At 66.0% G+C, this 24,935-nt stretch carries 26 protein-coding genes; 16 read left to right on the top strand and 10 right to left on the bottom strand.

The window, feature by feature from the left end:
* Positions 1-50: 50 nt before the first annotated feature.
* Positions 51-1,538 carry a carboxypeptidase M32 gene (locus tag DES47_RS20445; RefSeq protein ID WP_133702586.1) on the top strand — a complete coding sequence of 496 codons (1,488 nt, stop codon included), beginning with the start codon at positions 51-53 and terminating at the stop codon, positions 1,536-1,538.
* Between the two features lie 51 nt (positions 1,539-1,589).
* Here DES47_RS20445 and DES47_RS20440 read toward each other — a convergent pair whose 3' ends face one another.
* From DES47_RS20440 to DES47_RS20430, 3 genes are all read right to left on the bottom strand, one after another.
* Entirely contained in the window at positions 1,590-2,204 is a 615-nt protein-coding gene (locus DES47_RS20440) for an FxDxF family PEP-CTERM protein (protein ID WP_133702585.1), read from the bottom strand.
* A gap of 137 nt (positions 2,205-2,341) precedes the next feature.
* A complete protein-coding gene (locus DES47_RS20435) occupies positions 2,342-3,589 on the bottom strand; it encodes a patatin-like phospholipase family protein (protein WP_133702584.1) in 1,248 nt (415 codons plus the stop codon).
* A 71-nt stretch (positions 3,590-3,660) separates the two neighbouring features.
* Positions 3,661-4,236 (bottom strand): phasin family protein, encoded by a 576-nt coding sequence (locus DES47_RS20430; RefSeq protein ID WP_133702583.1) that lies wholly within the window; start codon positions 4,234-4,236, stop codon positions 3,661-3,663.
* 227 nt (positions 4,237-4,463) lie between these two features.
* On the opposite strand from DES47_RS20430, the gene DES47_RS20425 reads away from it, so the two are divergent.
* Positions 4,464-6,449: an SDR family oxidoreductase gene (locus tag DES47_RS20425; protein WP_133702582.1), complete on the top strand. Its 1,986-nt coding sequence runs from the start codon at positions 4,464-4,466 to the stop codon at positions 6,447-6,449.
* A 28-nt stretch (positions 6,450-6,477) separates the two neighbouring features.
* Positions 6,478-6,861, top strand: coding sequence for a VOC family protein (locus tag DES47_RS20420; RefSeq protein WP_133702728.1), 384 nt, complete (start codon positions 6,478-6,480; stop codon positions 6,859-6,861).
* An 82-nt stretch (positions 6,862-6,943) separates the two neighbouring features.
* Here DES47_RS20420 and DES47_RS20415 read toward each other — a convergent pair whose 3' ends face one another.
* Positions 6,944-8,164, bottom strand: coding sequence for a PEP-CTERM sorting domain-containing protein (locus DES47_RS20415; RefSeq protein WP_133702581.1), 1,221 nt, complete (start codon positions 8,162-8,164; stop codon positions 6,944-6,946).
* On the opposite strand from DES47_RS20415, the gene DES47_RS20410 reads away from it, so the two are divergent.
* Positions 8,163-8,699, top strand: coding sequence for a cupin domain-containing protein (locus tag DES47_RS20410; RefSeq protein WP_133702580.1), 537 nt, complete (start codon positions 8,163-8,165; stop codon positions 8,697-8,699). The two genes, DES47_RS20415 and DES47_RS20410, sit on opposite strands and share 2 nt — an antisense overlap.
* Positions 8,700-8,711: 12 nt before the next feature.
* On the opposite strand, the gene DES47_RS20405 is transcribed toward DES47_RS20410, so the two are convergent.
* Positions 8,712-8,942 (bottom strand): hypothetical protein, encoded by a 231-nt coding sequence (locus DES47_RS20405; protein WP_133702579.1) that lies wholly within the window; start codon positions 8,940-8,942, stop codon positions 8,712-8,714.
* A 147-nt stretch (positions 8,943-9,089) separates the two neighbouring features.
* Between DES47_RS20405 and DES47_RS20400 the strand changes: the two genes are divergently transcribed.
* On the top strand, positions 9,090-10,064 hold the full coding sequence (locus DES47_RS20400) for a LysR family transcriptional regulator (protein WP_133702578.1): 975 nt from the start codon (positions 9,090-9,092) through the stop codon (positions 10,062-10,064).
* A gap of 4 nt (positions 10,065-10,068) precedes the next feature.
* Here DES47_RS20400 and DES47_RS20395 read toward each other — a convergent pair whose 3' ends face one another.
* The 5 genes from DES47_RS20395 to DES47_RS20375 form a co-directional block, all read right to left on the bottom strand.
* Positions 10,069-11,262 carry a toprim domain-containing protein gene (locus DES47_RS20395; protein WP_133702577.1) on the bottom strand — a complete coding sequence of 398 codons (1,194 nt, stop codon included), beginning with the start codon at positions 11,260-11,262 and terminating at the stop codon, positions 10,069-10,071.
* A 3-nt stretch (positions 11,263-11,265) separates the two neighbouring features.
* The gene (locus DES47_RS20390; protein ID WP_133702576.1) at positions 11,266-14,082 is read right to left on the bottom strand and encodes an ATP-binding protein; all 2,817 of its coding nucleotides are present in this window, start codon (positions 14,080-14,082) and stop codon (positions 11,266-11,268) included.
* Complete coding sequence (locus DES47_RS20385; protein ID WP_133702575.1) at positions 14,082-14,807, bottom strand: hypothetical protein; 726 nt, start codon at positions 14,805-14,807, stop codon at positions 14,082-14,084. The genes DES47_RS20390 and DES47_RS20385 overlap by 1 nt, the downstream gene beginning before the upstream one ends.
* Positions 14,804-16,129: a hypothetical protein gene (locus DES47_RS20380; RefSeq protein WP_133702574.1), complete on the bottom strand. Its 1,326-nt coding sequence runs from the start codon at positions 16,127-16,129 to the stop codon at positions 14,804-14,806. Before DES47_RS20380 ends, DES47_RS20385 begins: the two co-directional genes overlap by 4 nt.
* Before the next feature lie 62 nt (positions 16,130-16,191).
* Positions 16,192-18,147 (bottom strand): M48 family metallopeptidase, encoded by a 1,956-nt coding sequence (locus DES47_RS20375; RefSeq protein ID WP_133702573.1) that lies wholly within the window; start codon positions 18,145-18,147, stop codon positions 16,192-16,194.
* Positions 18,148-18,287: 140 nt separating this feature from the next.
* Between DES47_RS20375 and argB the strand changes: the two genes are divergently transcribed.
* The 11 genes from argB to tatC all read left to right on the top strand — a co-directional run bounded on the left by argB (position 18,288) and on the right by tatC (position 24,852).
* The gene (argB, locus tag DES47_RS20370) at positions 18,288-19,220 is read left to right on the top strand and encodes an acetylglutamate kinase (protein ID WP_133702572.1); all 933 of its coding nucleotides are present in this window, start codon (positions 18,288-18,290) and stop codon (positions 19,218-19,220) included.
* Positions 19,217-19,903, top strand: a complete 687-nt coding sequence (locus DES47_RS20365) for a pyrimidine 5'-nucleotidase (RefSeq protein WP_133702571.1) — start codon at positions 19,217-19,219, stop codon at positions 19,901-19,903. The genes argB and DES47_RS20365 overlap by 4 nt, the downstream gene beginning before the upstream one ends.
* A gap of 97 nt (positions 19,904-20,000) precedes the next feature.
* Positions 20,001-20,666, top strand: a complete 666-nt coding sequence (gene slmA / locus DES47_RS20360) for a nucleoid occlusion factor SlmA (protein WP_133702570.1) — start codon at positions 20,001-20,003, stop codon at positions 20,664-20,666.
* Between the two features lie 30 nt (positions 20,667-20,696).
* Positions 20,697-21,641 carry an ATP-binding protein gene (locus DES47_RS20355; protein ID WP_133702569.1) on the top strand — a complete coding sequence of 315 codons (945 nt, stop codon included), beginning with the start codon at positions 20,697-20,699 and terminating at the stop codon, positions 21,639-21,641.
* Positions 21,634-22,080 (top strand): NUDIX domain-containing protein, encoded by a 447-nt coding sequence (locus DES47_RS20350; RefSeq protein ID WP_133702568.1) that lies wholly within the window; start codon positions 21,634-21,636, stop codon positions 22,078-22,080. Before DES47_RS20355 ends, DES47_RS20350 begins: the two co-directional genes overlap by 8 nt.
* A 9-nt stretch (positions 22,081-22,089) precedes the next feature.
* Positions 22,090-22,479, top strand: coding sequence for a phosphoribosyl-AMP cyclohydrolase (gene hisI / locus DES47_RS20345; RefSeq protein WP_133702567.1), 390 nt, complete (start codon positions 22,090-22,092; stop codon positions 22,477-22,479).
* Positions 22,476-22,832 (top strand): phosphoribosyl-ATP diphosphatase, encoded by a 357-nt coding sequence (locus tag DES47_RS20340; protein ID WP_133702566.1) that lies wholly within the window; start codon positions 22,476-22,478, stop codon positions 22,830-22,832. Before hisI ends, DES47_RS20340 begins: the two co-directional genes overlap by 4 nt.
* Positions 22,833-22,834: 2 nt before the next feature.
* On the top strand, positions 22,835-23,182 hold the full coding sequence (locus DES47_RS20335; protein ID WP_133702565.1) for a histidine triad nucleotide-binding protein: 348 nt from the start codon (positions 22,835-22,837) through the stop codon (positions 23,180-23,182).
* A gap of 120 nt (positions 23,183-23,302) precedes the next feature.
* Positions 23,303-23,545: a Sec-independent protein translocase subunit TatA gene (tatA, locus tag DES47_RS20330; protein ID WP_133702564.1), complete on the top strand. Its 243-nt coding sequence runs from the start codon at positions 23,303-23,305 to the stop codon at positions 23,543-23,545.
* A 39-nt stretch (positions 23,546-23,584) separates the two neighbouring features.
* A complete protein-coding gene (gene tatB / locus DES47_RS20325) occupies positions 23,585-24,082 on the top strand; it encodes a Sec-independent protein translocase protein TatB (RefSeq protein ID WP_133702563.1) in 498 nt (165 codons plus the stop codon).
* Entirely contained in the window at positions 24,079-24,852 is a 774-nt protein-coding gene (tatC, locus tag DES47_RS20320) for a twin-arginine translocase subunit TatC (protein WP_133702562.1), read from the top strand. Before tatB ends, tatC begins: the two co-directional genes overlap by 4 nt.
* Positions 24,853-24,935: the final 83 nt, after the last annotated feature.

Here is a 24,935-nt window from a genome sequence, read left to right as displayed (position 1 = left end):
CTATCCGGCGTCCCCCAACGACTTCCGCGCCCCATCCGGGCGTTCCATCCATGTCCACACCTGCCTACACAGAACTCCAGCAACGCCATCAGCGCATGCACCGTCTGGCCCATCTGCAATCGATCGCCGGCTGGGACCAGGCCGCGAACATGCCCGCCAAGGGCAACGAGGCCCGCGCGCTGGCCATGGCCGAGATGGACGGCGTGCTGCACCAGATGCGCACCGATGCCTCGCTGCAGGCCCTGCTGGCCGCTGCCGAGCAGGAGAGCCTGGACGATGATGCCCGCGCCAATCTGCGCGAAATGAAGCGCGAATGGCGCGCCTCGAACGCACTGCCGCAGGCGCTGGTGGAGGCCAAGTCGCTGGCCATCTCGCGCTGCGAGCATGCCTGGCGCACGCAGCGCCCGGCGCAGGACTGGGCCGGTTATGCCGCCAATCTGCGCGAGGTGGTGAAGCTGCAGCGTGAGGAGGCACGGCTGCTCGCTGCCGACAACGGCCTGTCGCTGTATGACGCACTGATGGACCGCTATGAGCCCGGCATGACCAGCGCCGAGGTGGACCGGGTGTTCGGCGATCTGCGTCAGTGGCTGCCGGGTCTGATCCAGCAGGTGCAGGCGCGCCAGGCGCAGCAGACCACGCTGCAGCCGGTGGGGCCGTTCCCCAAGGCAGCGCAGCGCGCGCTGGGCCATGACGTGATGAGCCTGCTGGGCTTCGACTTCGAGGCCGGCCGTCTCGACGAGAGCGCCCACCCCTTCTGCGGCGGCGTGCCCGAGGACGTGCGCCTGACCACCCGCTACCGCGAAGACAGCTTCATGCAGAGCATGACCGGCACCATCCACGAGACCGGCCATGCCCGCTACGAGCAGAACCTGCCGCGCGAGCTGCTGGGCCAGCCGATTGCGCACTCCCGCTCGATGGGCCTGCATGAGAGCCAGAGCCTGAGCTTCGAGATGCAGCTGGGCTGCCACCCCGGCTTTGCCAAGCTGCTGCTGCCGCTGCTGAACAAGCATATCGGCGAGAGCCCGGCCTTCGAGGTCGAGAACCTGACGCGCCTGCTGACCCGCGTGGCGCCCGGCTATATCCGCGTCGATGCCGACGAGGTCACCTACCCGGCCCATGTGATCCTGCGCTACGAGATCGAGCGGGCGCTGATCGAGGGCGAGATCGAGGTGGACGACATCCCGGCCCTGTGGGACACCAAGATGATGGAGCTGCTGGGCATAGACACCCGCGGCAACTTCAAGGACGGCTGCATGCAGGACGTGCACTGGGGCGCCGGCCTGTTCGGCTACTTCCCCTGCTACACCTTGGGCGCGATGTATGCCGCTCAGTGGTTTGCCAGCATGCGCCGCGACATGCCCGATCTGGACCAGCGCATTGCCAGCGGCGATCTCAACGCCGTGTTCGACTGGCTCAAGGCCAATATCTGGAGCCAGGGCAGCCGCTTCGAGACGCCGGAGCTGGTCAGGCGCGCCAGTGGCGAGACGCTGAACCCGGCGTACTTCCGTGCCCACCTCGAATCGCGCTACCTCGCCTGAACGAAAAAAGCGCCTCGACCGAGGCGCTTTTTGACGGGGTCAACGGGCTGATCAGGCCTGCTTGCGGCGGCGGGCCATCATGCCCACGGCGGCCAGACCGGCCAGCATCAGCGCATAGGTCTCGGGCTCCGGCACCGCGGCGGTGACCGAGATATTGTCCAGCGAGGTGCCCAGCGAGTCGCTCGTGCCGGTCGCCCAGAACTTCAGCGTCGTCGAAGCGGAGGTAGCCAGCACGGTGGTCGAGAAGGTGGACCACTGGTTGTTGCCGCTGTTGTTGAAGGCCAGGCCGTCGGCCACTTCGGCGGTGTCGCCGAAGCTCCACTTCAGGCCGTTGCTGTCGGCGGCCACGCCCTTGCGGTTCGAGTAGGCGAAGGAGACCGTGTACCACTGGCCGACTTCGGTGGCGAGGGTCTGGCTGATCCAGCTGTTGCCGGTGGTGTCCAGCTCGACATAGCGCAGGCCGTCGAAGGCCGAGCCCTCGACGTTGTTGCGCACCTCGACACCCAGATCGGCATCGGTCGCCCAGCCTGCAATGCCCGGCTTGTAGATGCTCCAGCTGTTGTTGCCCTGGGTCGTGGCTTCGAAGCTGCCGTTGATCAGCAGGTTGTCGGCGGCGTTGGCGAACAGCGGCGTGGCGAGCAGGGCGGCGATCAGAAGTTTGCGCATGGTGTCCTTGGCCTGGGGCCTGTTGAGGGGTTCGTGAAGGTCTGCGTGGATTGTTGCGGGGCAGTAATTTGCCGCCATCACCCTGAACAAGGGGTGGCCCCCAGGCCTCCGTGACACAGTTCACAAGCTCCCGGACTTCATGCCTTTCCTGGCAGCCGCGGCAGCAGCCGCTCAAGCTCGGTCAGGGTCGCATCGAGCTTTTGCACCGCCCGGCCGCTGCGCGAGCGCGGGGGCAGCTTGCCGACCAGGACGCGCGTCTTGTCGTTCAGCAGGGCGTCATTCAGCAGCAGGCCATGGCGCTCCAGCTTGGCCCGCACCGCGGCATCGCTGCGCAAGAGCGCGCGGGTCTGCTGATAGGCATGCTCGGCCAGATGACGGCGCTGCGAGTAGCTGAAGGTATTGGCCAGGAACATCTCCGGATCACGATGGTCGGGCTCGAACAGCAGGATGTCGGTGTCCGGATGGCTGCGCTCATAGCCGCGCAGCCCGAGCTCCAGCCGCGAGTGGATCAGCGAGCGAAAGGTCTGGCTCAGCACCAGCGGCAGGCCGCCGTCCACCAGGCGCGGGATCTTCTCGATCCGAGCATCGGCGTCGGGCTTGCCGGCATGGGTGGCATCAAAGGGCACCAGCGGATTCAGGCAGATCAGCAGGTCCAGGCCTTCATCGAGCAGCACCGTCGCGTGGACCGTCTTCTTCAGTGCGCCGTCCACATAGTGCCGACCATCGATCTCGACCGGCGGGAACAGGCCCGGCAGCGCGGCACTGGCCTGCACCGCCTGCGAGATCGGTACATGGTCGAACCCGGGCTGGCCAAAGGCGGTGGCCTGGCCGCTGTCCAGTTGCGTGGCCACCAACACCAGCCGGTGCTTGAGCTCGCGGAAGTCGTTGCTGCGGCCGGGCTGGGCGAACTGGCGGCGCAGTTGCCTCTCCAGCGCCTCGTTGGAGAACACGCCGGTGGGCAGCACACGGCCCAGGCGCTCCAGAACCCCGGACATCGAGCGCTTGTCCACCGCCAGCTCCCAGCCCGCCGAGGCCAGCAGGCCCGGCAGCAGGCGCAGGCGCTGGCCGAACTCGCGCCAGGCGGGCTTGAGCAGCAGGGCGGGCTCGAACACATCGACAACATCGCCCGTGTTCTCGATGAAGGAGGCGCACAACTCGCGCGGCGTCACGCCATTGGCCAGGCCCGCGGCCAGAAAGCCGCCGGCCGACACACCGATATAGCCATGGCAGTCGGTCAGGTCCAGGCCCTTGACCGACTCCTCCAGCGCGCACAGCGCACCGACCTCGTAGATCGCACCCAGCGGTCCGCCGCCGGCCAGGGCCAGGCCGATGCGGGAGCGGCCGGCGGTTGTTGAGGGTGTCTTGCTGCTGCGCGCTTGAGCCATGTCAATCAGTCATCAGATGGACAAAAGCGCCTTCATGGAAGGCGCTTTCGAGGGGTAAGGGAGCATCAAGCTCAGCTGGCCGTCTTGCGGGCCGCGCGCTTGACAGGGGCCTTCTTGGCCGGGGCCGCAGGTGCGGCAGCGGTCTTCTTGGCCGGCGCGGCGCGCTTCTTGGCGGGGGCAACGGCCTTGGCCTTGCCCACAGGGGTGCCGGTCAGCTTGCTGACCGCGGCGCTGAGCTCGTCGATGCGGGCGATCAGCGCGTCCACATCCTTGGCCGAGGGCACGCCCAGGCGGTTCATCGACTTGGCGACGCGGTCCTCGAAGATGGTCTCCAGCTTGTCCCAGTGCTGACCGGCCTTGTTCGTTACATCGTCCGCCATGCCACTCATCTTGCTGGTGACTTCGCTGATCTTCTCTTCGGCCAGGCCGCGGGTTTTGCGTTGCAAGCTGACACCTTCCTTGACCAGTGTTTCAAACACCTTGCCGCCTTCACCCTGGGCCTTGGCAAAGGCGCCGAGACCGGCCAGCCAGATCTGCTGGGCCGAGTCCTTGATGGTCTGGGCGACCTGGCTGTCGAACAGCCCCGCGGGCAGACCGGTGGATGAGGCGGCTTGGCTGGCGGCCATCTTCTTGAGCTTCTTGACCATGGATTGAGTCCTTGCTGGCTTATCCACCACCCCACCCCGGAGCAGCGTTCTTTGGCGACTATAGGGCCGCACAGCGCACAAGACATCCGTATTTGCTAGTGAGGGGGCTCTATACCGGAGAGGCCCAGGCTTCGGGAAAGCGCGCAGCGGCAAGGGCCCGGGATTGATCAAGAATGGGGCTGATTTCGACCTCAAGCGAACGACCAACAGTTCTTCAGGAGACATGCATGCAGTATTTTGTGACCGGAGCCACGGGCTTTATCGGCAAACGCCTCGTCAAGAAACTGCTGGCCCGCCGTGGCAGCACCGTCTATTTCCTGTTGCGCGAAGAAAGTGCCGGCAAGGTGCCCGACCTGCTGAGCTTCTGGGGCGTCAACAAGACGCGGGCGATTCCGGTGTTCGGCGACCTGACCGGCAAGAAGCTGGGCGTGTCTGCCGCCGACGTGAAGACGCTCAAGGGACATATCGATCACCTCTACCACCTGGCCGCCGTCTATGACCTGTCGGCCGATGAAGAGAGCCAGATCAGCGCCAATATCGACGGCACGCGCAATGTTGTCGAGTTCGCCAAGGCGATCGACGCCGGCCACGTCCACCATGTGAGCTCGATCGCCGCCGCCGGGCTTTACGAGGGCGTGTTCCGCGAGGACATGTTCGAGGAGGCCGAAGGCCTGGATCACCCCTACTTCATGACCAAGCACGAGAGCGAGAAGATCGTGCGCAAGGAGTGCAAGCAGCCCTGGACCGTGTACCGTCCGGCGGCCGTAGTCGGCGACTCGCAGACCGGCGAGATGGACAAGATCGACGGTCCCTACTACTTCTTCAAGCTGATCCAGCGCATGCGCCAGATCCTGCCGCCCTGGATGCCGGCCGTGGGCCTGGAGGGTGGTCGCATCAATATCGTGCCGGTGGACTTCGTCGTCAACGCACTGGACCACATCAGCCACACCGCCGCGGGCAAGGGCAAGTGCTACCACCTGGTGGACCCGATGGGTTACCGCGTCGGCGATGTGCTGGACATCCTGTCAAAGGCGGCCCACGCGCCGAAGATGAATCTGTTCATCAACGCCGCGCTCTTGGGCTTCATTCCGAAGAGCGTCAAGAAGGGCATGATGGCGCTGGCGCCGGTGCGCCGCATCCGCAACGCGGTGATGAAGGACCTCGGTCTGCCCGAGGACATACTGACCTTCATCAACTACCCGACCCGCTTCGACTGCCGCGACACCGAGGCCGCGCTGAAGGGCAGTGGTATCGAATGCCCGAAGCTGAACGACTACGCCTGGCGGCTGTGGGACTACTGGGAGCGCCATCTCGACCCCGACCTGTTCATCGACCGCTCGCTGAGGGGCACGGTGGCCGGCAAGGTCGTGCTGGTGACCGGCGGCTCCTCGGGCATAGGCCTGGCGGCGGCGCACAAGTTTGCCGAGGCGGGAGCAATCACCGTGATCTGCGGCCGCGACGTGACCAAGCTCGACGAGGCCTGCGCCGAAGCCAAGGCCAAGGGCTATGCCTTCGTGCCCTATGCGGTGGACATTGCCGACATGGCCGATTGCGACCGCTTCATCGCGCAGTTGTTGATCGACCATGGCGGCGTCGACTATCTGGTCAATAACGCCGGCCGCTCGATCCGTCGCGCCGTCGAGGGCAGCTACGACCGCTTCCACGACTTCGAACGCACGATGCAGCTGAACTACTTCGGCGCGCTGCGCGTGACCATGGGCCTGCTGCCCGGCATGGTGGCCAAGCACAGGGGCCATATCGTCAACATCAGCTCGATCGGCGTGCTGACCAATGCGCCGCGCTTCTCGGCCTATGTGGCCAGCAAGTCGGCGCTGGACGCCTGGACGCGCTGCGCCTCGTCCGAGTTCGCCGACCAGGGCATCACCTTCACGACCATCAATATGCCGCTGGTGCGCACGCCAATGATCGCGCCGACCAAGATCTACAACAATGTGCCGACCCTGTCGCCGGAAGAGGCGGCCGACATGATCGCCCAGGCCTGCATCAGCAAGCCGGTGCGTATCGCCACCCGCCTTGGCATCTTCGGCCAGGTCTTGCATGCGCTTATGCCGCGCGTGGCACAGATCGTCATGAATACCACCTTCCGCATGTTCCCGGACAGCGCCGCGGCCAAGGGTGACAAGAGCCCGAAGCCGCAGCTGTCGGCCGAGGCGGTGGCGATGCAGCAGATGATGCGCGGCATCCATTTCTGAGGCGCCTGCGATGAGTGAAGCGCCGCACATGCTGCATCACCTGTCGCTGGGTGTGCGCGACCTGGCACGCTCGGCGACCTTTTATGACGCCGTGCTCGGCGCCCTGGGCTATGTGCGGGTCTGGGCCGACGACGAGGCGATCGGCTACGGTGTGGCGGGCGGCGGCGACCTGCTGGCGATCAAGCTGCGGCCCGGGGCCACACCGCCGGGGCCAGGTTTCCACCTGGCCTTCGGCGCGCCCTCGCAGGAAGCGGTGCAGGCCTTTCATGCCGCGGCGATGACGCACTACGGCGCCGACAACGGCCCGGCTGGCTTGCGCCCGCATTATGGCGCGCACTACTACGCGGCCTTCGTCATCGACCCCGACGGCCATCAACTGGAGGCAGTGGTCAACCGACCGGCCGAGCCGTGACGCGATTTGTCTCCTGGGCTTGACGTCCGAGGCTCAAAAAAAACGGCGGCCTCGGCCGCCGTTTCCATTGCTGCGCGGGTACTCAGCGGCTGCGGCGTCGCGCGGCGCCCAGGCCCAGCAGGGCCACGGCCACCAGGGCCAGGGTCTGAGGTTCAGGCACTTGTGCCGCAGTCGGGGCAGCGAAGTCAATCCTGTCGCCGCCATTGAGCAGACTGGTCTCCAGCCAGTCCACATAGACCAGTCCGAAGCGTGAGCTGCTGCCGATATTGAAGCCCATGCGAACCACGTTGTAGTCGTCCACATTGTTGTCGTCTAGCAGGCTGCTCCAGGCGGCGTCCTGCGCCCATTCCGCCAATGTCTTGCGCAGGCCTCCGCCAACTATCTTGCCGTCTTCGTAGAGATAGTACTGACCAATATTCGCTGTGGTGTTGGCGGTCAACCATTCGTTGGCGCCCAGCGTCTGATCGACATAGGAGAAGGTGTAGTAGCAAGCCTTGTTTTTGTCCACGCCGCAATTCGACAAGCCGTTGGTGATCGATATGCCTTGACTCAAAGTGCGTGCCTGGTTCGGATTCGGATCGCGTGCATAGCGAAAGCTCGTCGAGAAGCTGCTGTCCAACAAGGCGCTGGCGGCGGCGATGCCGTTCAGGTTCACGTATCCAATATCGGACTTGCCCATATTGTTCACCATGCCATCGAGTCGCACCGCGCCGCGCCCGAGGTAGGAGCCCGTCAGCGACGCGTCCGGGGTGCCGCCGTTGGCGTCCGCGGACACCACACCGTCTCCCAGGAACTGGATCTGCGATGCGATCTGAGCAGCATTGGACTGGGCGCCCGTGACGGTCCTTGTGTCGCCTGATGTCCAGCCGGTAGCGCCTCCCAACTGGCTGACCACGACGGGTGCAGCGTTCGCTGCCGACATCGCGCACAACATCAGCACGGCGGCTGCCAGCCGGTGCGTCGAGAGAGTTGCATTGACCATGGATTGACTCACTTTGAAGAACGAAGCTGGAAGATCAGCACCTGCTTCAAGCAATTTGCGAGCCATGGCCGGTTCGGGCGCGCAGATGCCAGCGTTATCAAGCACTTGGCCGTGGCCAGCAAATATGGGTGAAGCTGCGCTGTAAAGGGACTCGACGCCAAAGTGTGCGAGTGCCGCGCAAACAGCTTCAGCGTGGCTCGTTTGCGCCTGAGCGACGGAGCGCATTAACATGATGGCCAGTTTGCAAAACTGAAGCCCGAAGACCCTGTGCGACGGCCGAGCCTGCAGCTTGCAGTCGCCAATTGATGAGGGAGCCTCCATGACCCAACGCGAATCCTCGGTCAATCCCGACGGCGTGTTTGAACCCTTCAGTGCCGACGAGGTGCCCTGGGAGGAGTTCAAACACGAGCAGCGCTTCGGGGTCAGGTTTCGCCAGCTCAACGAGTTTGGCGGCGGCACGCACATTGGCTTCGGCATGGAGGAGCTGGCGCCCGGCATGCAGGCCTATCCGGCCCACTTTCATATGCTGGAGGAAGAGCACCTGTATGTGCTGTCCGGCGTGCTGACCCTGCGCCTCGGTGAGCGCCGCTACCAGATGAAGGCGGGCGACTATGTCTGCTTCCCGGCGGGCCAGAAGGCCGGCCATGCGCTGTTGAACCTGGGCAGCGAGCCCTGCCGCTATCTGATCGTCGGCGAGCGCAACCCGAGCGAAGTGGTCGTCTACACCGATTCAGGTCGGGTTGGCGTGCGTCTGCTGGGCGAGGGCTTCCGCCAATCGGCGACGATGGCTTACTGGGAGGGGGAGTCCGGCGAGATGCCGGAACCCGATACTGGCCCGGCCGTGGTCAGCGGCTGAGCCTTGGTCCGCTCAGGACCAGTTGCCGTGGCCGGCGCGGCGCATCGCATCGGCCAGTTGCGGGCGGGTGGCCGCGGTGTCACGGACCAGGGCACGGACCGACTCGCGGCTGCTGGCAGCGCCTGCCTGGTTCAGGAACTCCCACACCTTGAAGCCGAAGGCGACCAGATGCTCGGCGGTGGCTTGCACCGCACCGAGGCGGGCCGAATCCGAGGGCATGACGTGAACGAGGCTGGTGGACATGATGGTTTCCCTTTGCGTCTGCTGGAGGGAGCGATAACTCCCTGTCCGTGCCTGCATATTGCGGTTATTACTTAGACTTGACCAATTGCGTTGTCGAATCCAGGTATCACTGCTGTGAATGACTATTGGCCGTAGTAGCATTGTTTGATGAATACTTCACGCCCGCTGAACTTTCGCAACCTGGACCTGAATCTGCTGCGGGTGTTTGATGTGGTGATGGAGGAGCGCAACGTCACCCGTGCCGCTGCTCGTTTGTCCATCACTCAGCCGGCGGTCAGCAATGCCCTGCGGCGCCTGCGCGAGGCCACCAACGAGGAGCAGTTGTTCCTGCCCACTGCGGCCGGCATGCAACCCACGCCCCATGCCGAGGCGCTGTGGCCCGTCGTGCGCACGGCGCTGGCCCGGCTGCAGGAGGCCTTCGAACATCAGCAGTTCGATCCACGCAGCGCCGGGCATAGCTTCACCCTGGCCATGGCCGATGCCACAGCCGCCTTGTTCGTGCCGCTGCTGGTGCAGCGCTTCGAGCGCGAGGGCTTCAAGGTCGGTCTGCGCATCGTGCCGCTGACCTCGCGTGACCCACGGGAGATGCTGGAGCAGGGCCGCGCCGATGTCGCCCTGGGCTTCTTCCCCGACGTCGCCTCCCTGGCGCTGGCCGATGACGACACCGGCGTGATACGACATGCCGCGCTGTACTCCAGTGCCTATATCTGCGTGATGCGCCGCGAGCATCCACTGGCCGCGGCGGGTGCGCTGACCCTGGAGTCCTATTGCGCGGCCCAGCATCTGCGCGTCAGCTTTGCCGGGCGTCCCCATGGCTTTGTCGATGAGGCACTGGCCCGTGTGGGCAGGCGCCGCCATGTGGCGATCACCGTCAACAGCTTCTTCACCGGCGGCTTGGCGGTGCGCCAGTCCGACCTGCTGACCGTGCTGCCCAGCGGCTTTGTGGCGGCCAGTGGGCAGGCGGCGGATCTGGCTTGCCGGCCGGTGCCTTTTGCCCTGCCGGGCATCGACGTCAGCCAGGTCTGGCACGCCCGCCACGCCCATGAGCCGGCCCAGCGCTGGCTGCGCGATGAGCTGAGCCGCGCGGCGGTGGAGATCGCCCAGGGCCCGGCTTCGGGCTGATCCGCTACAGCCAGGCTTCCTGTTCGGCCTTGCCTTGCAGTCGCTGCATGCCTAGAGCCAGTTCCCGAAGGGAGTCAGGCAGGTCGGATCGATCGAACAAGCGTTGCAGGCATTGCTGGTCGTAGCCGTTCAGTGGCTGACGCTTGGACGTTTCGAGCTGAGCAATCTCCATACCGCGCGTCAGCCACGGTAGTCCGGCATTGCGCCAGGGCTCGACAGCGGCCAGGGCGATCTCGATGCCGGCCGGGTCGGCATCAGCACTGACGCTCACCGGTGCTGGTGCATGCAGCAACAGGGCTTGCACGCCACGCAGCCAGGCATGGCTGGGTCGGCCGGCGGTCCATATCAGACAGCAGCCTGGCGGCAGCTGTTCGGCCTGCTTCTCGAAGCTGGCGCGGTTCTCGATCAGCCAGTACTGGTTCGGCGCAGCCTGGACCGCAGTCAAGCGCAGGAGGTGTTCGCAGGGTAGGGCGATCAGTGGCAGCGCCGGCAGATCGACACCACCACCGGACCACAGCAAACGCCCCGCTCCTGCCAGCCAGATCATTGTCTTGAAGCGGCCTACTGCCAGGCCCGCCAGGTCGAACGAGGACTCCAGCCAGGCCCATTCACCTGCGGTGATAGCTTTGGTGTGCGGGCGGGCATGCAGCGCGAAGTCCTGCCTAAGGCCGGAGCGTTGGGCCTGCACCCACAGGCTCAGGCCGCGGAGCAACTCGGCGCGACCGCGCTTGCTCGCGGCGGCCAAGCGCGACTCCAGCACCGCGGCTGCGGCCTCGCCGACCAACTCGTCGGCGAGCAACTGTTCGAGCTGTTCGTCGATGCTCAAACGTTGAGCCTGCTTCTCCGCTGCGGTCTCCAGGCCCAGCTCGGTCTGAAGGGTGGGCAGATCGCACCAGGCAATTTCCTTGAGTTCCCAGCGTGCGCGCTGAAAGGCCTCCTGCACTGTCCACACTCCCAGAGCCAACAGTTTGGTGGCCAGGCGCTCGGCCAGGTCCAAGCGATCAATGCCGGCCGCCTCGCGCAACGCAGCCCACTTGCGTGTGGCAGCACTGGCTGCGGCCCAGTCGTTCAGCAACTGCCTTTCGTCCTCGCTGAGGCCCAGCGGTTTGCTTGGCCATTGGGCATCGGAAGCCGCCCGCCGGCGCTTGCTGCGCGTGGTGGCCAGCACGACGATAGTTGCCGGCTGAGCGTGCCGCATCGATCAATACTCCGACTTCTCCGGCCTGCGCGCCAGCACGGCGATCGGCGGCGCCCAGCGTTCGCCGCGGGCCTTCTTGCTGGTGACCAGCGTGATCTCCGACGGCTCGAAGACCTCGACGTTGTGCGTGATCGGCGTGGTCAGCAGGTATTGCGCGCGGGTAGAGCGCAGGAAGTGGCCGACCAGTTGGATATTGCGCACGTCCAGATGGGCGAACGGTTCGTCGATGAAGACGAAGCCGCCGGCGCTGTCGTCGTCCTTCATCAGGCCGACGAGCAGGATCAGGCTTTTCAGCACCTGTTGGCCGCCCGAGGCCTCGCCGTCGTTGAGGCCGACCTCGCCCTTGCCGTCGAAGTTGAAGCGCACCTGCAGGCCGGCCTGGGCCAGCACCATATCATCGTTGTCCAGGTGTGGCAGCTCGGCCAGCGCGCTGACGCCCGCCAGCTCGCCCAGCTCCTGCACATTCTTCTTGTAGCGGCGCACGGTGGCGCGCAGCACGTCGATATAGCGCTCGCGGGCATTGAAGGCGGCGATGCGCGCCATCTCGTTGCTGGCGCGGCGGTCGTCCAGCTGCAGCGCCTGCTCCTGCACCTGGGCCTGCATGCGGGCATGGCGGTCCAGCACCTGGCCATCGGTTTCCCACTGGCCGGTGGCCAGTTCCTGCTCCAGATGGTGCGAGCGGATCTCCGCCTGCTTGGCATTCTCGAACTCGTCGCGCAGGCCCTGCAGCCGCTGCAGCGTCACCCAGGCGGCGGGAAAGTCGCTGCGCACCTTGCGTGAGGCGTTGGCGGCCGAGCGCAGATCGGCTCGGCGCTGCTCGTGCTCGCGCAGCGTGCGGGTGAGCTGCTCCTCGCCACTCTTCAGCGAACCCTGGGCGGCGTCGTAATTGCTGTCGCTGCGCGTCGAGTGGGTCAGCGCGCGGTCGTGCTCTTCATCGAGGGCGCTCATGCGGCCGGCGGCCTCGACGCGGGCCTGGCGCAGCGCCGGCAGGCGGGCGCGGGCCTGGGCGAACTCGTCGGCGCGCTCGCTCAGGTCTTGCGCGGCCTTGTGGCCCTGGGCGGCGCGCTGGGCGTCTTTCAGCTGCTGCTCGACCTCGTTCTGCTCCTTGACGATGCGGCTCAGCTCGGTGTCGTAACGGGCCAGCTCGGCCTCCAGCGCCTTGCGCCGCGAGGCCAGCGCCGACACGCCGAACTGGAAGTCCCGCGGCTCCACCCACAGGCTGCGGCCGCCCCGGCCATCGCGGTAGTAGGCCTCGGGCGTGATCCATTCGCCGCCCTGGCTGGCGCCCTGTTCGGTGTCTTTCACGCAGCGGATGCTGGCCAGTTGGCGCAGCAGCCAGCCCGGCAGCTTGGCGCTGACCTTCAGTGCGGCCAGCAGCGAACTTTTGGGCGCGACGGCCGGTGCGGCCTCAGCCTCGGCGACGACGTAGTGGCGGTAACGCTCCTTGGCGGCCAGACCGAAGGCGCGGCCCTCGTCGCTGGCGTGGGCCAGCACCACGACCCAGCGCGACGGGCGCAGCAGGCCCTCGGCGGCGGCGCGCCAGGCCTCGTCGGCGATGTCTATGCAATCGGCCAGCACATGGTGGGCAATGCCGACTTCGTCGAGCGCGCGGCGAAAGCGGGTCACCTCGGGCGGTGGCGGGGGCAGGCGTTGACCGCTCAACGCGTCGAGCGCCGCCTGGGCCTTGCGGTTCTGGTCGTTGGCGCGGGTATAGCTTTCGCGCAGGCCATGCTGTCGGGTGCTCAGCTCTTCCAGCCGCTGGGCCAGCGCCTTGGCATCGGTCTCGACGGCGGCCAGCGCCTTCAGCGCATCCTCGCGCTTGGCCAGTTCTTCGGCCGGTCGCTCGGCATCGCGGGCCGCATCAAAGGCGGCGCGGGCTGCTTTGCGCTGCGCCTCCAGCTCGGTCAGCCGTTGCTTGGCGGCCTCGCGGGCCTCGAACAAGGCATGGAGCTGGGCACGCTTGACAGCCTGGGCGCGTTCGTCGGCCCGGGCGAAATGGCGCTGGCGGTGCAACTCGCGCAGGTTCAAGGTCGTGCGGGCACGGGCCTCGCTCCATTGCAACACCGGCAGCACCTCGGTGGCGAGGCGCTCGCGTTCGCGCAGTTTCAGCTGGTACTGCTTGTAGCTGGTGACGCGGTTGCTCAGGTCCGACAGCTGGGCCTGCGTGTGCGACAGCTCCTGCGTGGCCTGCTCCACCTCCTTCAGCAGATGCTGCTGGTGGCTGCGCGCCTGTTCGTAGCGGTCCAGCACCTCCTGGTCGCCAAAGACCTCGAACACCAGGCGCAGCAGCTCCTTCGGTGAAAGCTCGCACAGCCGGTCGGTCTGGCCCTGCTCCAAGGCCAGCACGCGGCCGATGGCGCGGGTCAGGCCGGCCGCTTCCATGCGGCGCTTCCAGGCCTCCAGGCCCAGCCAATCCTTCTCGCCACGCTCGGCCAGCTGTTCGACTGTGTGCACGCCGTCGACGATCATGTAGCGGCGCTGCCAGTCACCGCCATGGCGCTCGATGCGGCAGGCCAGGGTCACCTGATCGGCATACAGCAGCGAGCTGGAGAACGGCCGGCTCGAGTTCTGCCGGCCGCGCGGCCGGTTGTCCACCAGCGCACGTAGCCAGGCTGTCTCGGCATTGGCATGGCGGGCATAGGTCTTGTACGTGCGGCCGCCCGAGCATTCCAGGCCCAGCAGCGTGCGCATCGCGTCGAGCAGGGTGGTCTTGCCCGAGCCATTGGGGCCGGCGATGGTGATGATGGCGCCGTCCAGCGGCATGGTCACGCGCTGGCAATAGTCCCAGTGCAGCAGTTCCAGCGATTGCAGGTGAAACATCAGATCTCTTCTTCGGGGGCAGGGACTTCTTGTTCGGGCTGGCGCAGCTTGGCCATCGTTTCTTTGATCCCGGGAGCGGCGATGGGATCGGTGGTGCGCGCCAGCACCTCGGCCAGCGCGCCGTCGAGAATGCGCGGCGCCAGGGTGTCGTAGTCGAGCAGCAGGTCCAGCAGCGGGCCCTCGGCTATGTCGTCACCACGGCGGGTGATGAAGCCGTTGCGCTCCAAGAGCTTCAGGTTGCCGTCCAGCCGCATCTTCTTGCCCAGCTGGTTGCCGAAGTCGGCCAGCAGGCTGCGGTAGGCCAGCGTCGGGCTGACGGCCGCGGCCGTGGGCAGCGGCTTGTCGGTGGCGAACATCTCGTTCTGGCCCTCTTCCTTGGCGTCGGCGCGGGCCACCTGGCGCTGGCGCTTGGGCAGGATGATCAGCGACCACAGCACGACCAGCAGAGCCACGCCGTCGCGCGGCAGGTCCAGATTGTTGTTGGCCGCCAGGCCGGTCTCGCCGAACACCGCCACCTCGGCCGGGCGCAGCATGGCCACGCTGATGTGGTCGGCATAGAGGTTGTCCACCACGCGCAGGCCCACGGCGGCCATGCGGTCGGACAGCGCCGACCAGACCTCGGTGTCGATCAGCGCACGGCGCACCAGCGAGTGGCTGCGCGGCAGCCAGCGGCGCGCGAGCAGTTGTGCCGCCAGCTGGGCGGCATCATCAAGAGCAGCGCTCATTCTTTGGAATCCTTGGTTGTCTCTATGGGAAGAGTCGAACGCAGCACGCCGCGGCTCATCCACTGCACATGCTCGTCGGCTATCGCGCCTTGTTCGGGCGACCAGTGCACGCGCCAGGGCTGGCGCGCCATGTCGCCGGTGGCGCCGGTCAGGTGCTGGGCCTGCGGGTCGCCCAGCAGCGGAAGCAGCTGCGCGCGGTAGGAGGCGCGGGCATAGCTGCCGCCCAGCACGGCTGGGGCCAGGTCTTGCTCGATCTCGCCGGCGTCCATCCAGCGCGTCAGCAGCGCCTGCATGATGCCCATCTCGGGCGGCAGGCTCATCACCGCCAACTCGCCCTCGGGGGCGACCTGGGCCGTGGGCAGGGCCTCCGCCTCCTTGGCCTTGGGCCGGTCGCGCTCGAACTCGGCCTCGGTCGTGTCCAGCAGTTCGTGCTGGGCCACCATCACCGGGTGCACGGGGCGGGACAGGGCTCCCAGCGCCAGGTTTTCGAGATAGGGCACGCTTTGCAGCCAGCGCCGCACATCGGTGCTGGTCAGGCCGGTCGACCCCAAGGTCACGCGCTGGCGGTCGGCCTGCTGCAGCGCCCGGTTGAACTGGCTGGCCATCGACAGCAGCCGCGCCTGGGCCAGGCCCAGCTCGCGCGCCAGCCGTTCCAGCTTGGCATTGCCCTGTTCCTGGGCCTGCACCATGATGGCGGACAACGCCTCGCTGGCCCGCTCGACCAGCTTCAGCGCCCGCTCGAAGCGCTGGCGCGCACGCCGCAGATGGAACTCCGAGCCGCTGGCGATCGCGTCGGCAAACTCGTCGTACAGCCGCGCCAGCTGCGCCTGCAGATGCTGCAGCTGGGCCGGGTCCAGGGTGCCCAGCTGGTGCGCGCCGGTGACATTGGTCAGCAGGGCGGTCAGGTCGGCGTCCTGCGCCCCGGCACCGACCAGCGGCGACAGCAGGCCCAGCAGCTGCTGCGCCAAGGGCGTCACGCCATACAGCTGGTGCTGGGCATCCCACAGCAGCAGCTCGGCCTCGCGCAGGCGCTTGAGCACCAGCTCCAGCGGCTCGTCGCGCAGCTGGTGGAAGTGCCGGTTCAGATCCTCGCGGCTGATGCGCGAGCTGGGCAGTGTCATCACCTCCATGAACACCCAGACGCGCAGCTTCACCAGCGCGGCCGGCCCATGGCATAACGCACGCAGGGCGGTCAGCAGCGGCTCGTTGCGCTCCAGCTGCCACCACAGCAGGGCCTCGGTCGGCGCGGAGCCTTCTCGGAAATAGTCTTCGAAGCGCAGATCCTGTTCGGAGTCGGCTGCGCTTGCCTCATGTTCGGTCATGGGGGGATTATCCCAGGGTGCGGCTTCCCCCATCGCTGGCGGATGGAGCCGCCGAGGCTCAGTCAGTCCTGCAGCACCAAACTTGCCTCGGGCAAAGCCTGCATTCGGGCCCTCAGCACCGCATTCTTGCCCTCCAGCGCGCAGACGATCACGTGTGCGGGCCAGGCGCCGGTCCGGGCGATCCGGTCGACTATGTCGTGCGGCATTTCGAGTCGTGGCGGTGCCGGCTCCAGATCGAGTGCCAGCACATAAGTCAGCACCCCGGGGTGGGCCGGGAGGACGCGCCGGGCCAGGTAAGCGCCTGTGACACCGGCGCGATGCGCCTGTATCAGCGCGGTGATCGTTGCTATCTGCGCCTCAGGAAGTTCGTGCGCGCGCAATTCGTGCGTCACGTCGAGTTGCTCCAGTTGCGGGGCGAGGTCGCGTTCGAATTCGTCCCGCTCGACCCATCGGCGTTGGTAGTCGTCGGCGCGGGTATCCTCGCGCTCCTTCAGATAGGCGAAGGCTTTTTCGCAAACAGGTTTGGTGGCGTCGCTGTCCAGCCCGATGGCCTGCTCCAGATGATGCAAGCCGGTTTCGTCGCTGTTGTCGAGGCGCCAGGCACCCTCGATATAGGGGCCCAGCGCGCTGTCGGGGTAGGTGGTGCGGAACGATGCGAGGTCGGCGGCGAGATCGGCTTGCGGCTCGCAGGCCAGACTCAGCTTCAGACGCTCGGCGTGCTCCGCCTGGGTCGGATGCTCGATTGCGCATAGCACGTCCAGCCGTTGGCGCTGCTCCAGCGCGGCTTGGTGCTGTTGCGCCCAAGGTCCGGTGACGCCTTCCAGCCATTGCTGCTGCATGCTGTGACGCACGGTTTCTACGCACGCGCCCAGCCAAGCGAGCGCTGCCGACGGCCCCTCGACCGGAGCCGGGGCTTGCGCAGCGGCCGTAGCAGCATCGCCCTGTAGCGCACGAAGCCGCTCCTTCAGCGGCGGGTGCGTGTCGCTCACGCCCCGCGACACAGCCAGAGCGCGTCGCAGCCAGCGCTGCGCCTGCTCGGCGGGCGCATCGTTGGCCACAGTGGCCCAGCGTGTACAGAAGTCGGCGGGCGGTGTCGGGCTGTCGGCCGTCTGGCTGAAGGTCTGCTCCATGAACTTGCCGAAATGAGCGCTGCTGACGTCCACGCGCTTGAGGGCGCTGGCTGTGACGTCTGCGCCGACCAGCTCCGCCGCAGCAGCGTCGGCCTGGTATTCGTTTGCCCGCGCCAGCACAAAGGTGTAGGCGTTGAAGTGCGGTGCATACCAGGCCACCATGCGCCGCAGCGGCGCACCGGCAGCACCTTGCCATTGCTGCGAAATGGCATGCACCGTGCCCCAGGTATTGCGCAAGCGGTAGATGAACGCGCCGAAGCGGCCGTGCGAGCCAGCCAGGTGGCCGTATTCATGGGCAACCACCGCGAGCGCCTCCTGCGGCGACAGGCTCTCCAGCAGCGGCAGGCCGAGAATCAGGTAGTTGCGCGCCGGCCCGAACAGACCGAACAGCGGCCGCTGCACCACGGCCGCATTCAGTTCGCCAGTGACCAGTACGTGGTGAAAGCGCGGACCTTTCATGCGCACACGCATCGCATCCATGGCCTCAAACAAGGCAGGTGCCTGCTCGCGGCGAAGCTCCAGCCCTTGGGGAATGGGGAACCGGGTCAGCAAGGCCGACAAGGAGGCTCGGACGAGAAACCACAGCGGCACGGCCAACAGCAGCAAGATCTTGCCCAGCCAGACATAGGTCCAGAGCGCGTGGAGCCCCCCGGACCACAGCAGAAATGGAATTGCCACCAGCATCAGCAAGACCGTGCCCGCGCTGCCGATGATGAGTGCCAGGATGGCGAAGCCCAAGAGCGCCAGCAGCGCAACATTGAACCGGTAGGCGGCGGGCGTCTGCTGACTCTTCAACTCCAGGCGCGCGACCATGCGCTCGAATTCCGGCAATTCTATGTCACACCCTCCCAGGCGCTCTTCTTGTCTTGTGGAGCGATTCTCGCCCATGCATGGTGTGGTCAGAGTCGGTGCGACTACCGAGCCGTTTGTGGGTCCGGGCTCCCGGATTCCATCCGGGCTACGGCAGGCTGGGCCCCTACAATGCGGCGCAGACCGTCTCACTTCACTGTTGAACAAGGCCTTTCCCCATGAAAAACGAGCCCCCTGCTGCTGCCCCAGGCACAACCCAGACTCCAGATCTGTCCCACATCGCCGCGCGCGACAAGGCCGAGATCCTGTCGCAGGCCCTGCCCTACATCCGCCGCTTCCATGGCAAGACCATCGTCATCAAGTACGGCGGCAATGCAATGACCGATCCGGCGCTGCAGCAGGACTTTGCCGAGGACGTGGTGCTGCTGAAGCTGGTGGGCCTGAACCCGGTGGTGGTGCATGGGGGCGGGCCGCAGATCGAAGGCGCGCTGAGCCGGCTGGGCAAGAAGGGCCACTTCATCCAGGGCATGCGGGTCACCGACGAGGAGACGATGGAGGTCGTCGAGTGGGTGCTGGCCGGCCAGGTGCAGCAGGACATCGTCGGCCTGATCAATGTCGCGGGCGGCAAGGCCGTGGGCCTGACCGGGCGCGATGGCGGGCTGATTCGCGCCAAGAAGCTGAAGATGATAGACAAGGACGATCCGGCCAAGGAGCATGACGTGGGTCAGGTCGGCGACATCGTCAGCATCGATCCCAGCGTGGTCAAGGCGCTGCAGGATGACCAGTTCATCCCGGTCATCAGCCCGATCGGTTTCGGCGAGAACAACGAGAGCTACAACATCAATGCCGATGTGGTGGCCGGCAAGCTGGCCGAGGTCTTGAAGGCCGAGAAGCTGATGCTGCTGACGAATACGCCGGGCGTGCTGAACAAGGCCGGCGAGTTGCTCACCGATCTGAGCGCCCGCGAGATCGACGACCTGTTTGCCGACGGCACGATCTCCGGTGGCATGCTGCCCAAGATCTCGTCGGCGCTGGACGCGGCCAAGAGCGGCGTCAACGCGGTGCACATCATCGACGGGCGGGTGCCGCATGCGATGCTGCTGGAGATCCTCACGGACCAAGCCTACGGCACGATGATTCGCTCCCATTGAGCAAGTCAAAAACGGTCTGGTTGTTCGACCTGGACAACACGCTGCACAACGCGTCCCACCATGTGTTCGGGGCGCTGAATGTGGCGATGACCGATTTCATCGTGCGCGAGCTGCAATTGCCGCGCGATGAGGCCAACGCGCTGCGCGGCCATTACTGGCGGCGCTATGGCGCGACGATGCTGGGCCTGGTGCGCCATCACGGCATCCGCGCCGCGCACTTCCTGGCGGACACGCACGCGCTGCCCGAGCTGGAGCAGCATGTACATACCCACGCCCATGACCTGGCAGCCCTGAAGCGCTTGCCTGGCCGCAAATACATCCTGACCAACGCACCGGCCATCTACGCACAGCGAGTGCTGGTGCAGCTTGGCATGGCGCATTTGTTCGACGGCGTGATCGCGGTCGAGCAGATGCGCATGTTCGGTCATCTGCGGCCCAAGCCCGACCGGCGGCTGTTCCGCCACATCGCGGCGCGGCTGCGCGTGCCGGCCGGCCGCTGCGTGCTGGTCGAGGACACCTTGGAACACCAGAAATCGGCCCGGGCGGTAGGCATGCAGACGGTGTGGATGCAGCGCTGGGCGCGGCTGGGCATGGCCAGCCCGCACGGGCGGGTGCGCATGGCCCGCAAACCGGTATATGTGGATGAGCGTGTGCGCAGCCTGGGCGATCTGCGCTCCCGTTGAGCAGGCCCTGGCTTAGTGGTTTACCAGCCCCGGGAGGGGCCTGCGGGCTGTGCCAGAATCCATGACGCCGCCCAATATGTGATCACCGCCTACCCCGATGCCCGACTCCACCGAACACGCAGTTCCCGAATCGGACCATCCGGCCGAGGAGGGCGTGGTTGCACCGGCAGCGGCGGCCACGCGCAAGCGGCCCAAGCCGGGCGAACGCCGGGTGCAGATACTGCAGACCCTGGCTGCCATGCTGGAGCAGCCGGGCGCCGAGCGCATCACCACCGCCGCCCTGGCCGCGGCGCTGCAGGTCAGCGAGGCAGCTCTTTATCGCCACTTCGCCAGCAAGGCGCAGATGTTCGAGGGGCTGATCGAGTTCATCGAGACCAGCATCTTCACCCTGGTGAACCAGATCAGCGAGCGTGAGGCCTCGGGTGTGGCCCAAGCGCAGAAGATCGTCTCTGTGCTGCTGCAGTTCGGCGAGCGCAACCCGGGCATGACGCGGGTGATGGTCGGTGACGCGCTGGTGTTCGAGAACGAACGGCTGGTGCTGCGCATGAATCAGTTCTTCGACCGCATCGAATCGTCGCTGCGGCAGAGCCTGCGTCTGGCCGCCGAGGCCAGTGGCTCGACCACGCCGACCGTGCAGGCCAATATGCAGGCCTCGGTGCTGGTGTCCTTTGTGCTGGGCCGGCTGCAGCGCTATGCGCGCTCGGGCTTCAAGCGTTCCCCGACCGAGCAGCTCGACGCCGCGCTGGGGATGATGGTCGGCTGAGGGCCAAGTCGCACTGATTACACTGGGTGCATGCTCTACCCAGACTCCCTGAATCACCTTGTTGCCCGCGCCGAAGCGCTGATTGGCCGCCTTGAGGCCGTGTTGCCCCAGCCCCTGGTGGCCCCGGACTGGAACGCCTCGATCGCCTTCCGCTACCGCAAGCGCAACGGCCGCAGCCTGCTGGAGCCGGTGCGCCATGTGGCGCAGATCGCGCTGGGCAATCTGCTGGAGGTCGAGCCGCAGAAGGAGCGCCTGCTGCGCAACACCCGCCAGTTCGTGGCCGGACACCCGGCCAACAATGTGCTGCTGACCGGTGCCCGCGGCACGGGCAAGAGTTCACTGATCAAGGCCTGCCTGAACGAGTTCTCGCCCCAGGGCCTGCGCCTGATCGAGGTCGACAAGGCCGACCTGGTGGACCTGCCCGATCTGGTGGACCTGGTGTCCGAGCGGCCCGAGCGCTTCGTGATCTTTTGCGACGACCTGAGCTTCGACGAGGGCGAGGCCGGCTACAAGGCCCTGAAGTCGATGCTCGATGGCTCGGTGGCCGCTGCCGGTGACAACGTGCTGATCTATGCCACCAGCAACCGCCGCCACCTGCTGCCCGAATACATGAAGGACAACCTGAGCTACCAGCACCAGCCCGACGGCGAGGTGCATCCGGGCGAGGTGATCGAGGAGAAGATCTCGCTGTCCGAGCGCTTCGGCCTGTGGGTCAGCTTCTATCCCTTCAGCCAGGCCGAGTATCTGGCCATCGCCGCGCAGTGGTTGCGCTCGTTCCAGGTGCCGGAGGAGGCAATTGCTGCGGCTCGCCAGGAATGCCTGGTCTGGGCGCTGGAGCGTGGCTCGCGATCGGGCCGCGTGGCCTACCAGTTTGCGCGCGATTATTCCGGTCGCCACCACGGTGATCTGCTCGAAGCGCCCAGCGCACCATCGGTCATCACGGCCGAGGGCCCTGAGGGGCTGGACCATGTCTGAAACGGATCGTGTGCCGGTCGATGTGGCCGTTGGCGTGCTGATCGAACGCGACGCCTCCGGCCGGGAAGGGCGCTTTCTGCTCACCTCGCGCCCTGTCGGCAAGGTCTATGCTGGCTACTGGGAGTTTCCGGGCGGCAAGCTGGAGCAGGGCGAAACCGTCGAAGAGGCCCTGCGCCGTGAGTTGCACGAGGAGCTGGGCATCACCATCGGCGCCGTGCACGACTGGAAGATCGAGCTGATGGACTATCCCCACGCCCGGGTGCGCCTGCATTTCTGCAAGGTGTTCGAGTGGTCGGGCGAGTTCCAGATGCGCGAGCAGCAGGCCATGGCCTGGCAGCAGCTGCCGGTGCAGGTGGTGCCGGTGCTGCCGGGCACGATTCCGGTGTTGGAATGGTTCGCCGCGGAGCGCGCGTTCGCGGGCGCAACACACGCAGGCTAAACTGAAGCGATGAACTGGCTTGATGAAGTGAAATGGGATCGCGACGGCCTGGTGCCCGTGATCGCCCAGGAGGCGGGCAGCGGCGATGTGCTGATGTTCGCCTTCATGAACCGCGAGGCGTTGCAGCTCACCGCCGAGCGCGGCGAGGCCGTCTATTGGAGCCGCTCGCGCCAGAAGCTCTGGCACAAGGGCGAGGAATCCGGTCATATCCAGCAGGTGCACGAGTTGCGGCTGGACTGCGACAACGATGTGGTGCTGATGAAGGTGACGCAACTGGGCCATGAGCCCGGCATAGCCTGCCACACCGGCCGCCACAGCTGCTTCTTCCAACGCCACGACAATGGCACCTGGGTCGCGGACCGCCCCGTGCTCAAAGACCCCGAACACATCTACAAATGAGCAGCGACAACTCTCTTGAACAGCTGGCCGACGTGATCGAGTCGCGCAAGCTGGCCAATGGCGGCGACCCGGAGAAGAGCTATATCTCGCGCCTGTTCAGCAAAGGCAACGACGCCATCCTGAAAAAGATCGGCGAGGAGGCCACCGAGGTGGTGATGGCGGCCAAGGACGGCGACGCCAGGAAGCTGACCAACGAGGTGGCCGATCTGTGGTTTCACTGCATGATCGCGCTGAGTGCCTTCGATCTGCGCCCGGCCGATGTGATTGCCGAGCTGCGCCGCCGCGAGGGGCTGTCGGGCCTGGAAGAGTTTGCGCTGCGCAAGGCGCAGCAACGCGACAAGGATGGTGAATAGTGATGACGCACGACGCCAACTGCATTTTCTGCAAGATCATTGCCGGCCAGATTCCCAGCCGCAAGGCCTATGAAGACGAGGAATTGCTGGCCTTTCACGACATCAATCCCTGGGCTCCTGTCCATGTGCTGATCATCCCCAAGGCCCATGTCGCGACGCTGTCGGACACCGGCCCCGAGCATGCCGCGATGCTGGGCCGCATGCTGGCCCTGGCGCCCAGGCTGATGGCCGAGCTGGGCGTGACGAGCGGTTACCGCACCGTCATCAATACCGGGCCGGACGGTGGGCAGGAGGTCTATCACCTGCATATGCATGTGATGGGCGGGCCCCGGCCTTGGCTCAAGGGGTAGATAAGGGTGAGGCAGGGGCTGAGCCATCTGAACTATGCTCGGCTCTTGCGTGTCTGATGCTTGTCACATGGCCTACTTGGCCCCACTTTAGAATCATCGCTTCGCTTTCAGGAGAATGTTATGGGTTCCTTCAGCATCTGGCATTGGCTGATTGTTTTGCTGGTCGTCGTGCTGATCTTTGGCACCAAGAAGCTCAAGAACATGGGCAGCGACCTCGGTGGCGCCGTCAAGGGCTTCAAGGACGGCATGCGTGACGGCAGCGCCGCGGATGCCGGCCCGGCCAATCCGAACAGCCAGGTCACCGCCAACAAGACCGCCAACGACGCCAATACGGTGGACGTTGAAGCCAAGACCAAGTCTTGATGGCTCTCCGGTGCTGGAACTGCGGGGGCTTGAGTCTCAATGATTGACTTCGGCTTTGACAAGATCGCGCTGATCGGCGCCGTGGCGCTGGTCGTGCTGGGCCCCGAGCGGCTGCCGCGCGTGGCCCGCACCGTGGGCCACCTGCTGGGTAAGGCGCAGCGCTATGTGTCCGACGTGAAGGCCGAGGTCAACCGCTCCATCGAGCTCGAAGAGCTCAAGAAGATGAAGACCGGCTTCGAGGACGCTGCGCGTGACGTGCAGCAGTCCGTGTCCAAGGAAATGCACGAGGCGAATGCCGAGTTTGACAAGACCTGGGCCGATGTGACCGACGGCACCCGTTCCGACACCGATCCCTATCAGGCCCTGGCCGAGCCGCCACCGGGCTACAAGCACCCGAAGAAGAACTGGCGCCTCAAGCGTGGCGCCACCCCACAGTGGTACAAGCAGCGCCAGGGCGTGCGCACCCATGCCCAGTCCGGCGCGGCCCGTGTGGCCCGATTCAGGCCCGTGGCCGGCTTTACACGTAAGAGTTCATGAGCGCCACCCCGAATCCCGAAGACGAACTCGCCGGTACCGAACAGCCCTTTGTCTCGCATCTGGTCGAGCTGCGCGACCGGCTGATCCGCGCCTTCATCGCCGTGGCCATCATGTTTGGGGCGCTGAGCTTCTGGCCCGGCCCCTCGCATCTGTACGACCTGCTGGCCCAGCCGCTGGTGGCCAATCTGCCCGAGGGCACCAAGCTGATCGCCACCAATGTGATCTCGCCGTTCCTGGTGCCGCTGAAGATCACCTTGCTGGCCGCCTTCATGGTCGCCTTGCCCTATGTGCTGTACCAGGTCTGGGCCTTTGTCGCCCCGGGCCTGTATTCGCATGAGAAGCGCCTGGTCGTGCCGCTGGTGGTGTCCAGCACCCTGCTGTTCCTCGGTGGCGTGGCCTTTTGCTACTTCTTCGTGTTCGGCCAGGTGTTCAAGTTCATCCAGGGCTTTGCACCCAAGAGCATTACGCCGGCGCCTGACATCGAGGCCTACCTGAGCTTTGTGATGACCATGTTCATTGCCTTCGGTGCGGCCTTCGAGGTGCCGATTGCCGTGGTCGTGCTGGCGCGCATGGGCCTGGTCACGGTGGCCAAGCTGCGCGAGTTCCGCGGCTACTTCATCGTCGTGGCCTTCATCATCGCCGCCGTGATCACGCCGCCGGACATCGTCTCGCAGTTGGCGTTGGCGATTCCGATGTGCCTGCTGTACGAGGTCGGCATCCTGTCGGCGGGCATGTTCATCAAGCACACGCAGCCGCCGAAGGACGAGTGATCCGGGGCCTTTGGGTTGTCGCCCCGGCCTGCCTTGCCCCTGCAGACCCGTAGCCCGGATGAAATCCGGGGGCCACAGCCAGT

The organism is Roseateles toxinivorans, from assembly GCF_004362525.1.
In the GTDB taxonomy this organism is placed as follows: domain Bacteria; phylum Pseudomonadota; class Gammaproteobacteria; order Burkholderiales; family Burkholderiaceae_C; genus Paucibacter; species Paucibacter toxinivorans.
The sequence above is the reverse complement of the archived record's forward strand: the minus strand, read 5'-3'. Positions and strand labels throughout refer to the sequence as shown.

Excerpts from the sequence above, each read along its gene's own strand:
- DES47_RS20445 (WP_133702586.1), top strand. The coding sequence starts at position 51 with ATGTCCACACCTGCCTACACAGAACTCCAGCAACGCCATCAGCGCATG.
- DES47_RS20440 (WP_133702585.1), bottom strand. The coding sequence starts at position 2,204 with ATGCGCAAACTTCTGATCGCCGCCCTGCTCGCCACGCCGCTGTTCGCC.
- DES47_RS20435 (WP_133702584.1), bottom strand. The coding sequence starts at position 3,589 with ATGGCTCAAGCGCGCAGCAGCAAGACACCCTCAACAACCGCCGGCCGC.
- DES47_RS20430 (WP_133702583.1), bottom strand. The coding sequence starts at position 4,236 with ATGGTCAAGAAGCTCAAGAAGATGGCCGCCAGCCAAGCCGCCTCATCC.
- DES47_RS20425 (WP_133702582.1), top strand. The coding sequence starts at position 4,464 with ATGCAGTATTTTGTGACCGGAGCCACGGGCTTTATCGGCAAACGCCTC.
- DES47_RS20420 (WP_133702728.1), top strand. The coding sequence starts at position 6,478 with ATGCTGCATCACCTGTCGCTGGGTGTGCGCGACCTGGCACGCTCGGCG.
- DES47_RS20410 (WP_133702580.1), top strand. The coding sequence starts at position 8,163 with ATGACCCAACGCGAATCCTCGGTCAATCCCGACGGCGTGTTTGAACCC.
- DES47_RS20415 (WP_133702581.1), bottom strand. The coding sequence starts at position 8,164 with ATGGAGGCTCCCTCATCAATTGGCGACTGCAAGCTGCAGGCTCGGCCG.
- DES47_RS20405 (WP_133702579.1), bottom strand. The coding sequence starts at position 8,942 with ATGTCCACCAGCCTCGTTCACGTCATGCCCTCGGATTCGGCCCGCCTC.
- DES47_RS20400 (WP_133702578.1), top strand. The coding sequence starts at position 9,090 with ATGAATACTTCACGCCCGCTGAACTTTCGCAACCTGGACCTGAATCTG.
- DES47_RS20395 (WP_133702577.1), bottom strand. The coding sequence starts at position 11,262 with ATGCGGCACGCTCAGCCGGCAACTATCGTCGTGCTGGCCACCACGCGC.
- DES47_RS20390 (WP_133702576.1), bottom strand. The coding sequence starts at position 14,082 with ATGTTTCACCTGCAATCGCTGGAACTGCTGCACTGGGACTATTGCCAG.
- DES47_RS20385 (WP_133702575.1), bottom strand. The coding sequence starts at position 14,807 with ATGAGCGCTGCTCTTGATGATGCCGCCCAGCTGGCGGCACAACTGCTC.
- DES47_RS20380 (WP_133702574.1), bottom strand. The coding sequence starts at position 16,129 with ATGACCGAACATGAGGCAAGCGCAGCCGACTCCGAACAGGATCTGCGC.
- DES47_RS20375 (WP_133702573.1), bottom strand. The coding sequence starts at position 18,147 with ATGGGCGAGAATCGCTCCACAAGACAAGAAGAGCGCCTGGGAGGGTGT.
- argB (WP_133702572.1), top strand. The coding sequence starts at position 18,288 with ATGAAAAACGAGCCCCCTGCTGCTGCCCCAGGCACAACCCAGACTCCA.
- slmA (WP_133702570.1), top strand. The coding sequence starts at position 20,001 with ATGCCCGACTCCACCGAACACGCAGTTCCCGAATCGGACCATCCGGCC.
- DES47_RS20355 (WP_133702569.1), top strand. The coding sequence starts at position 20,697 with ATGCTCTACCCAGACTCCCTGAATCACCTTGTTGCCCGCGCCGAAGCG.
- DES47_RS20350 (WP_133702568.1), top strand. The coding sequence starts at position 21,634 with ATGTCTGAAACGGATCGTGTGCCGGTCGATGTGGCCGTTGGCGTGCTG.
- hisI (WP_133702567.1), top strand. The coding sequence starts at position 22,090 with ATGAACTGGCTTGATGAAGTGAAATGGGATCGCGACGGCCTGGTGCCC.
- DES47_RS20340 (WP_133702566.1), top strand. The coding sequence starts at position 22,476 with ATGAGCAGCGACAACTCTCTTGAACAGCTGGCCGACGTGATCGAGTCG.
- DES47_RS20335 (WP_133702565.1), top strand. The coding sequence starts at position 22,835 with ATGACGCACGACGCCAACTGCATTTTCTGCAAGATCATTGCCGGCCAG.
- tatA (WP_133702564.1), top strand. The coding sequence starts at position 23,303 with ATGGGTTCCTTCAGCATCTGGCATTGGCTGATTGTTTTGCTGGTCGTC.
- tatB (WP_133702563.1), top strand. The coding sequence starts at position 23,585 with ATGATTGACTTCGGCTTTGACAAGATCGCGCTGATCGGCGCCGTGGCG.
- tatC (WP_133702562.1), top strand. The coding sequence starts at position 24,079 with ATGAGCGCCACCCCGAATCCCGAAGACGAACTCGCCGGTACCGAACAG.